The 8313-nt window shown below is 51.0% G+C and carries 2 protein-coding genes; one reads left to right on the top strand and one right to left on the bottom strand.

What is annotated here, in order from left to right; all coding sequences use genetic code 11:
• Nucleotides 1-116: 116 nt before the first annotated feature.
• Nucleotides 117-5996 carry a WIAG-tail domain gene (locus tag M2277_RS11125; RefSeq protein WP_280754770.1) on the bottom strand — a complete coding sequence of 1960 codons (5880 nt, stop codon included), beginning with the start codon at nt 5994-5996 and terminating at the stop codon, nt 117-119.
• A gap of 655 nt (nt 5997-6651) precedes the next feature.
• Between M2277_RS11125 and M2277_RS11130 the strand changes: the two genes are divergently transcribed.
• Entirely contained in the window at nt 6652-8157 is a 1506-nt protein-coding gene (locus tag M2277_RS11130) for an HD-GYP domain-containing protein (RefSeq protein ID WP_006208042.1), read from the top strand.
• Nucleotides 8158-8313 lie beyond the last annotated feature (156 nt).

Below are 8313 nucleotides of genomic sequence, written 5' to 3' on the forward strand. Positions count from 1 at the left end.
GAAAAAAGACGAGCTTAAAACTCGTCTTTTTTTGCATCCTTGAACAATCTGGTCACTGAAATAGGAGGCTCTCCCGTTGGATGCTGCGGGAGAGCCTCCTTGAATTGGTGTGGAGGTTACAGGGAAGGACCGATGGCAATCCAGGACATGAAGCCGTAGGCAAGATTGCAGTTTTGCTGACGGATCACTTCCAAGACGGCGCTGTTCTCGCGCTGGGACTTCAAGGAGATCTGGAAGCCCGGATTGTTGCTCATCCCTACTATGACATAATTAATTCCGGCAAAGGGCTCATCGAACTGGACGGTTACCTCGGTCAGTGCATCAGCTCCAAACACGAAAGGAGTCATTCCGAATTGCTGCAGCTTCGGCTGTCCAGCTATGCCGCGTATTGGAGTAAAGTCCAAGTGTTCTGTCGTGATAGTACCCTCAGCCAGCTGTTGTCCGGTAATCGTTCCATCGGCAACATGTGCTCCTGTGATGGAAGCCTCTGCGATTTTGTCCCCAGTGATTGATCCTTCGTCTATGGTGAAGTTGCTGAAGACATCCGGGCTGAGATGGCGGCTGTCGATAGAGCCCTCGGCGATTTGAGTGCCGGTAAGGGAGCCGTCGGCAATTTGGATGCCGGATAGGGAGCCATCGGCGATATGCTCTCCTGTAATAGTGGCCTCTGCAATTTTATCGCCCGTGATCGAGCATTCGTTTAAGGTGAAGTTGTCGAAGGCATCGGGAGCGAGATGACGGCTCTCGATGGAACCATCGGCAATCTGAGTGCCAGTAAGGGAGCCATCGGCGATTTGGATACCGGATAGGGAGCCCTCAGCCACATGCTCTCCTGTAATAGAAGCCTCTGCGATTTTGTCGCCCGTGATCGAGCCTTCGTTTAAGGTGAAGTTGTCGAAGGCATCGGGAGCGAGATGACGGCTCTCGATGGAACCATCGGCAATCTGAGAACCGGTAAGGGAGCCATCGGCTATATGAGTGCCGGAAAGAGAACCATCGGCAATCTGGATGCCGTATAGGGAGCCATCGGCGATATGCTCTCCAGTAATAGAAGCCTCTGCGATTTTGTCCCCAGTGATCGAACCATCGACTAAGGTGAAGTTATCAAAGGCATCGGGACCCAGATGTTGGCTGGCTATGGAGCCATCGGCAATATGCTCTCCAGTAATAGAAGCCGCCGCAATTTTGTCCCCAGTGATCGAACCATCGACTAAGGTGAAGTTGTCGAAGGCATCGGGACCCAGATGTTGGCTGGCGATGGAGCCATCAGCGATATGCTCTCCAGTAATAGAAGCCGCCGCAATTTTGTCCCCAGTGACCGAACCATCGACTAATGTGAAGTGGTCGAAGGCATCAGGGCCGAGATGGCGGCTTTCAATGGAACTATCGGCAATTTTATTACCTGTCAGGGAGCCCTCGGCAATATGCTCTCCAGTAATAGAAGCCTCTGCGATTTTGTCCCCAGTGATCGAACCATCGACTAAGGTGAAGTTGTCGAAGGCATCAGGGCCAAGATGGCGGCTTTCAATGGAACCATCAGCGATTTGAGTGCCGGTAAGGGAGCCATCAGCAATATGCTCTCCCGAAATCGAGCCCTCGTATAAGGTGAAGTTGTCGAAGGCATCGGGACCCAGATGTTGGCTGGCTATGGAGCCAACAGCGATATGCTCTCCAGTAATAGAAGCCTCTGCAATTTTGTCCCCAGTGACCGAACCGTCGACTAAGGTTAGGTTATCGAAGGCATCAGGGCCGAGATGGCGGCTTTCAATGGAGCCATCAGCAATTTGATAACCAGTCAAGGAACCGCCCGCGATTTGGCTGCCGGATAGGGAGCCATCGGCAATATGCTCTCCAGTAATAGAAGCCTTTGCGATTTTGTCCCCAGTGACCGAACCATCGACTAAGGTGAGGTTATCGAAGGCATCGGGACTCAGGTGTTGGCTGGCGATGGAGCCATCAGCGATTTGAGTGCCGGTAATGGACCCATCGGCAATTTGAGTGCCAGTAAGGGAGCCATCGACAACATGCGCAGCCGATATGGAAACCTCTGCAATTTTATCGCCGGTAAGGGAGCCAGCAGCAATATGCTCTCCCGAAATCGAGCCCTCGAATAAGGTGAAGTTATCGAAAGCATCGGGGCCGAGATGTCTGCTGCCGATGGAGCCGTCAGCGATTTGATCACCTGTCAGGGAGCTATTGGCAATTTGAGTGCCAGTAAGAGAGCCATCGGCCACATGCACCCCAGTAATAGTAGCCTCTGCGATTTTGTCCCCAGTGACCGAACCATCGACTAAGGTGAGGTTATCGAAGGCATCAGGGCCGAGATGTCTGCTGCCGATGGAGCCATCAGCGATTTGATCACCCGTCAGGGAACTATTGGCAATTTGAGTGCCAGTAAGAGAGCCATCGGCCACATGCGCCCCAGTGATAGAAGCTTTGGCGATTTTGTCGCCAGTCACAGAACCTTCGTCTAATACGAAGTTATCGAAGGCATCGGGACCCAGGTGTTGGCTGGCGATGGAGCCATCAGCGATTTGAGTGCCGGTAATGGACCCATCGGCAATTTGAGTGCCAGTAAGGGAGCCATCGACAACATGCGCAGCCGATATGGAAACCTCTGCAATTTTATCGCCGGTAAGGGAGCCAGCAGCAATATGCTCTCCCGAAATCGAGCCCTCGAATAAGGTGAAGTTATCGAAAGCATCGGGGCCGAGATGTCTGCTGCCGATGGAGCCGTCAGCGATTTGATCACCTGTCAGGGAGCTATTGGCAATTTGAGTGCCAGTAAGAGAGCCATCGGCCACATGCGCCCCAGTGATAGAAGCCTTCGCAATTTTGTCCCCAGTCACAGAACCTTCGTCTAATACGAAGTTATCGAAGGCATTAGGGCCGAGATGTCTGCTGCCGATGGAGCTGTCAGCGATTTGAGCGCCGGTAAGGGAACTATTGGCAATTTGAGTACCAGTAAGAGAGCCATCGGCAACATGTACCCCGGTGATGGAAGCCTCTGCAATCTTGCTTCCTGTTATTCCGCCATCCTGCAGAAGTTCTGTTGTGATCGCACCAGCTTCGATATGCTGCGAACCGATGCAATGGGTTTGCAGGTGATGCGGAAGAACAGCGCCTTCGGCCAGCTGCCGAGATTTAACAGCACCTGGCTGCAATTGATCAACTCCAACGCTGTCTGGCTGCAGGTGGACATGACTGACGGACTGATTTCCAAGATGTGCAGAGTTGATGGAATACGGAGCCAAGTGATTGCTCTGAATCGAGAACAATTCCACATGTCTGGAGCCAACAGCACCCTCGGTGAGATGCCCGCCATCAATCGATTCTCCGGCAATATGCTCTGAGAGAACAGCGCCTCTCGTGAGATGCGCGGACTCAATGCTCTCATCTTGAATATGCCCAGCGTTGATGGAGCCGGAAGCAATATGGCGATCGGTCACAGAGTCCTCGTCAATATGCTGGGTCTTGATTATCTCCACACCCAGATGATCCGACTGGACACTCGCCTCCTGCAGATGAACAGCAGAGATGGAGAGAGGCTTGATTTTGTCGCCACTCACGGCATGTGCTTGCAGTGTTGTACCCGAGACCGATGAAGGCGAGAGGTGGTTTTCTGTAATGGACTGTGACTCAAGCTTAGTGCCCGGAATGCTGGCATCGGCAAATAACACTTCTGCAGAACGGCTTTCGTCGGCCAGATGGCTTAAGGTGACGGATTTCTTTTTCAAGTGATAACCATGAATGGCTTCCTGCACAATGTGTTTACCCAAGATGGTTTCCAGTCCCAGATGGGCGCCCTCTACGGCTTGCGGTGCAATCTTATCTGAGGTTACGGCCTGATTCTGAATCGCTTCCGCGGTTACAGCATCAGGCGACAGATGAATGGGTTGAACCGCTTGTGCTGCAATTTTTCCAGCAGATACGCTGCCCTCGGCAAGCTTGGATGTCGTTACGGCAAGGTCGGTCAGTTTATCCGTGGATACACTTTCCGGAGACAGCTTCAGAGAAGTTACTGCATGGTCACCCAAATGCCGAGGCGCAATAACTCCATCGCCGATGGAGGACTCCAGAATGCTGCCAGCCGCGATTTTATCTGTCGTTACGGAGCCGAATCCGAGCGATTCTGTCCGTACGCTTTCCTTCTGCAGATGACGGCTTGCAATGGAACTCTCAGCCAGGTGGGACTCGTGAACGGCCCCTTCTTGCAAGGCTCTCGTACCTACGCTGCCTACGGCCAAGTGCTGCTGCTGTATCGATTGGCTGGCAATATTGCTGGAGGTCACGCCATCCTGTGCAATAATGGCCCCGCCAACCGAACCTAGCGCGAGCTTTTGGCTGGTTACGCTCTCGGGTGCCAGCGTATCTTCTTCGACGGATGCGGCCTGAAGATGCCGTTTCCCGATAGCTCCGTCAGCCAGATGCTGGTCCGTTATCGTTTTGGACTGAATGGCAGTGCCAGGCACGCTTTGAGGAGCCAAATGCTGAGGTAGGATACTGCCCTTTGCAATATGCTCTGCATTCACTGCCTGTGCAGCAAAATGCTCGGTTTGAACAGCCGCTGCTGCAATTTGGCTGGATTCCACAGCTCCCTTGGCCAGATGGCGCGTTTGAACAGCCTCATTGGCGATTTTGTGCGGGAGAATGCTCTGATCTGCGATTTTCGAAGCCGTAACGGCTTGCTCAACCAGCTTTGCCGTATGAACAGACTGATCGGCGAGCTTGGAGCTGGTTACGCTGAAATCGGCCAGATGGTGGGCGGATACAGCGTTTTTATTGATTTGGACCGGTCCTATGGCACCCGGCTGGATTTGCTCTGATCCAATGGCTCCATCCTCCAGATGGCGGGCGTTCAACGAACCTTCTTTGATATGTGCAGCGTTAACAGCTCCAGTCGCGATTTGCTCTGATCCAATGCTGCCGAGTGCGATATGCTTTTCTGTGACGGCCTTCTTCGCCAGATGCTCACTGTCAACGCTCTGCGGCAGGATGTGGGAACCACTTACGGCATCGTTGGCAATTTTATTTCCGGTGACGGCACCGTCACGGATTTTGGAAGAGGTAACCGCAAGGTCGGCCAGCTTGGAGTTGTGCACGGTCTCATTCGCGAGATGGCGCGTTTCCACGGCGCTTGATGCGATTTTGTCCCCGTGAACCGCTTGGTTATCAAGCAGTTCGGTTGTAATGAGAAGCTGCTCAAGGTGACGGGCAGATATGGCACCATCCGCGATTTTATCGCCAGTCACAGCGTGGTCTGCCAGCTTCTGTGAAGTGATGCTGCTATCCTTGATTTTACTGGCATTCACAGAGCCGTCCCGAAGCTTGCGCGTGGATAAGATACCATCCATCAGATGATCTCCCGTGACCGATAATGGCGCGATTTTACCCGAGGTCACCGCTTCGTCGGCCAGGTGAAGGCTGGTAACGCTATGGTCCTGGATGGCTTCGGGACCCACCGATGCGCGCGCCAGTTTGGATGCTGTGACCGCTTTGGAAGCGATCCGGTTTTCGGTTATGGCAAATTCACCAATATCTTCAGTGAATATGAATGCTCCTTTGATTCCTGGCATTTCTTTTTCCGTTATGAGCTGCACTTGCTCGGCATCCGATACTGCAGGAGAACTGAGATCGACATCCGAAGCAGCAGGATTGCTGGAATCGACAGCTTGTGATGCTAGATCGAAGGCAGGGGTTTCATTGGTCGAATCTGAATCTGGGGCAGTTTGCAAAAGGGAATTTTGGTCCGATATAACCTGGTTGATTATGTCTTCGTCCATGGTTTCGTTCGTTTGCTGCAATTCGCTAATGCCAACGGCATTCTCTTCCAGATCCGCAACAGGAGCCGATGATAGAATGTGGGCCTCTCTGTCGGTTTCCTTATGGTGACTGTGCTCTTTCGTGCGCTCCAGCAGGTCAAGCTCTCTTGTATTGGGATCTATCATGTAGGACTGGGCAGTTGAAAACACAGCGCTTTTCTTCTTTTTTTTCAAAATAACACGCTCCTTCCGAATACTGATCGTCTTCGGTATCATATGCAGCCGTTTAGGCGGCTGTCACTGTCTTTCGGTATTCGAAAAGGGCGTGCGAAGGGAGGCATGGAAAAGGACCCGGCAAAGGCCGAGTCCTTGATTTGGCGCTAAATGCGCATATAAAATTTAACCCCTGACGGCCAGTATGGGCTGGCTGCACAGTTGGTTCCGTATTTGAAGTTTCTTCAAGAATCATTCTAAAACAACAAAAGCCCTGCCTCTCTTTCGTCCTTGCGGCTCCGATGACCGCTCCAGTGTGAATCAGAAAAACGTTCCATAAAACTCTTACTCTTAGGGTCATTAAAATAGGAATTTTCACTTCAACAGAGATGTAAATAACCATGTTTCGAGGAACTAACGGGGTTAAACTTCATGTAACAATTACTTATTATATCATAGTATGTTCTAATAAGCAAAGATATTCAAACATGTATTAGAATGTTGTGTAAAAGCGCTTGATTTTTTTCCGATTTCCAACGATATTCATATTAACAAATTTTTCTTGCAAATTCCGCTGATGCCCTCTTAAAATTGTAGCATAATGTCGAATAAGTTCTGATTTACAATGAATATGCCTCGCCGATATTTATTATCTGTCAACGAAAGTAGGCGTACCATGCAACTGTATAAGTCTTTTCTTAAGCAGCTCATCCGGAACTATATGATTGGGTCCTCTGCAGCTGTGCTTGTTGTGGGTGGCGTATTGATGGTTACGACCTTGGACATCCCGTTCGAGGAAGGCGCACGTCTTATGATCATTCTCGCTATTTCGTTTATGGTTATGATTGCATCAGAGCTGACAATTTTTCTTAGGCACTTACGACCGATTCATGCGGGATTTGATGAAGACAACATCGATCTGGAAGTGTTGGAAAAAGCATATTTGAGCGTTCATCGGATGCCGCGAATGGCAGTATATCGTATATTCGGTCCTCATTTATTGGGTTTATCCCTTCCGGCCATAGTACTTACTGTTTGGATGATGGAGCAGGGGAAGCTGAACTTTCCCCCTTTTTACATATGGCTGGCTTGTCTTGGAGCTATTCTCCTTGCCAGCTGTCATGCAATGATTGAATTTTTTCTGACGATAGCTGCAATCCGTCCGTTAATCAAGGAGATCAGGCGGCAGGCGTTGTCTCGTTATGGTGTGGATTTTTCATTGGAAGGCCATGTATTCATGGCAATTCGAACCAAATTTCTGCTGAGTACGATGCTGATCGGTACCTTTCCCTTGTTTCTGTTCAGTCTCGCGGTCCAGATTCGGCTGGAGGGGCTCAGTCAGATCATAGCCCAGCAGTACTGGGGATGGGCAGGATTCATTTTGCTGCTGGGCGTAGGCTTTGCTTATGTTGGCGCCTGGCTGTTGACTCAGGATTTACAGCGCCCGATCCGGCAGTTGTATAGGGCAATGAATGAGATTAAGGAAGGCCGCCTCATTCAGACCTCCAATCTGTATTCCGATGAATTTTCCAACTTGATTGCAGGGTTTAATATGATGGTTCGAGGGCTTCAGGTGCGGGAAGAGCGAAACCGCAAGCTGTTGGACAGCTATTTTGCCGCCTTGGCAGCGGCGCTTGATGCAAGAGACCCCTATACGGCGGGACATTCGCTTCGGGTAGCGGAATATTCGGTGTTAATCGGCCGTCTGGCTGGTTTGAGCGAAAAGGAGGTCGATATCCTGCATAAGACGGCACTGCTGCATGATATCGGAAAAATCGGGGTCCGCGACAATATTCTGTTGAAGGAAGGAAAGCTGACGGCAGAGGAATTCGATCAAGTGAAAGCCCATCCGGCACAAGGAGAGAACATTCTGCTGCAGATCGAGCCGGCTGACGCCATGGCCCCTTATTTGGAAGGGGTGCGTTCCCATCACGAGCGGTACGACGGAGCCGGTTACCCTGACGGGCTGAAGGGGAAAGAAATCCCGCTGTTTGGCCGGATCATTGCGGTGGCTGATGCTTATGATGCGATGACCTCTGATCGACCGTACCGCAGCGGCATGAAGTCCGTGGATGCCTTGAACATACTGGAGGCTGGCAGGGGAACCCAGTGGGATCCTGATTATGCGGGCATGTTCGTTAAATATATGAAAACGGAGAAGAAGGTTATTTCAATCCGTTAAGGGCAAGCGGCGAATGCAAGACTTGTTTTCGTTGCTTCTAAAAAAGGAGACCGTTACCTGTGGGACTGACCCCATAGCGTGAGACAAATTAAAACACCTTCAAGAGAATGCAACCATGTCGTAAGATATGGAGACAACCTTGGAGGTGTTTTTGCG

Origin of the sequence: Paenibacillus sp. LBL, assembly GCF_029893715.1 — a bacterium.
GTDB classification, from domain to species: domain Bacteria; phylum Bacillota; class Bacilli; order Paenibacillales; family Paenibacillaceae; genus Paenibacillus_AQ; species Paenibacillus_AQ glucanolyticus.

What these genes read in the sequence shown, in the direction of transcription:
- M2277_RS11130 (WP_006208042.1), top strand. Translation starts at nt 6,652, where the DNA reads ATGCAACTGTATAAGTCTTTTCTTAAGCAGCTCATCCGGAACTATATG.